The organism is Pseudomonas fluorescens (assembly GCF_902497875.1).
GTDB classification, from domain to species: Bacteria; Pseudomonadota; Gammaproteobacteria; order Pseudomonadales; family Pseudomonadaceae; genus Aquipseudomonas; species Aquipseudomonas fluorescens_BR.
In genome coordinates, this window is record NZ_CABVHY010000147.1 from 1 (window position 1) to 1235 (window position 1235).

Annotated in this window: 2 protein-coding genes; both read right to left on the minus strand. The window is 59.8% G+C overall.

Annotated elements, in window-relative coordinates; translation table 11 throughout:
* The coding region (locus tag F8N85_RS34315; RefSeq protein ID WP_224795812.1) for a flagellar basal body protein at window positions 1-178 on the minus strand (178 nt) is incomplete at its 3' end.
* A 238-nt stretch (window positions 179-416) separates the two neighbouring features.
* A partial coding sequence (locus F8N85_RS34320; protein WP_191636325.1) for a sigma 54-interacting transcriptional regulator occupies window positions 417-1235 on the minus strand: 819 nt, incomplete at its 5' end.

Consider the following 1235-nt stretch of genomic DNA (forward strand, 5'->3'; position numbering starts at 1 on the left):
CGGACAGGGCAAACGCCCGCGCCGGAAAGCTGTCACCAAACACCGGCATCGACCGCGCCTGCTCCAGGTCGCGCTGAAAACCGTTGGTGGAGATGTTCGCCAGGTTGTTGGCATGCGCCTTTTGCGCCAGTGCATTCTGGCTGGCGCCGGTCATTGCCACGTAAAGGTACTTGTCCACAGTCTTTCCTCTGTCTGCCGGACGTTTGCCGCCCACCGCTGTACTGCTGAGCCTCAAGCAATAACTGCACCAACTATTTTCTGGCGGCTTGAGGGCAGGCAAACAAAGGGTCTGGGGGAATCAGAGGGCATTTATGGATTGTGAGGGAGACGAAAAACCGGCGGAGATATGCCGGTTGGTGGCAAATACCGACCTGGATACATAAGTACAGTCGCCACAAAACCTCATTGCCACAGGGTTATGCCCCTGGGTCTTTTCCCACCTCATACTCACGCAACTTGTTGGCAATGGTGGTATGGGACACCCCGAGCCGTTTGCCCAGTTGTCGGCTGCTCGGGTGCTCGGAATACAGCCGTTCCAATACGGCCTTCTCGAAACGCCCGACAATCGCGTCCAGCCCGCCCTCAAGGGAAAAATCGCCAAGCGGTTGGCGCACGCCATAATCCGGCAAACGAATATGCTCGGCCTTGACCGTCCCGCCCTCACACAACGAAACCGCCTGAAACAACACGTTCTCCAGCTGCCGAACGTTGCCAGGCCAGTGGTAATGCCGGAGTCGATCCATCGCCGCCGGCGCCAGTTTCGGCAAGGGGCAACCGATCTGCCGGCTGGCCTGATCGAGGAAGTGCTCCACCAACGGCGTCAAACCATCGAGGCATTCGCGCAACGGAGGGATATGCAACGACAACACATTGAGCCGATGGTAAAGGTCCTGACGAAATTCGCCGCGAGCACACAGCTCCGACAGATCGACCTGGGTCGCGCAGATCACCCGTACATCCAGATAGACCTCTTCGTCACTGCCGACCCGGCGGAAACAACCATCCTGCAGAAAGCGCAGCAATTTGACCTGCAAGCGCGGGCTCATCTCCCCTACCCCATCGAGGAACAGCGTGCCTCCAGCCGTCAGCTCCAGCAGACCGAGCTTGCCTTCAGCCCGCGCGCCCTCGAATGCACCGGGGCCATAACCGAACAACTCGGTCTCGGCCATCGACTCGGGCAACCCGGCGCAGTTGAGCGCCATCAACGGCGACTGCCCTCGCGGGCTGGCCAGGTG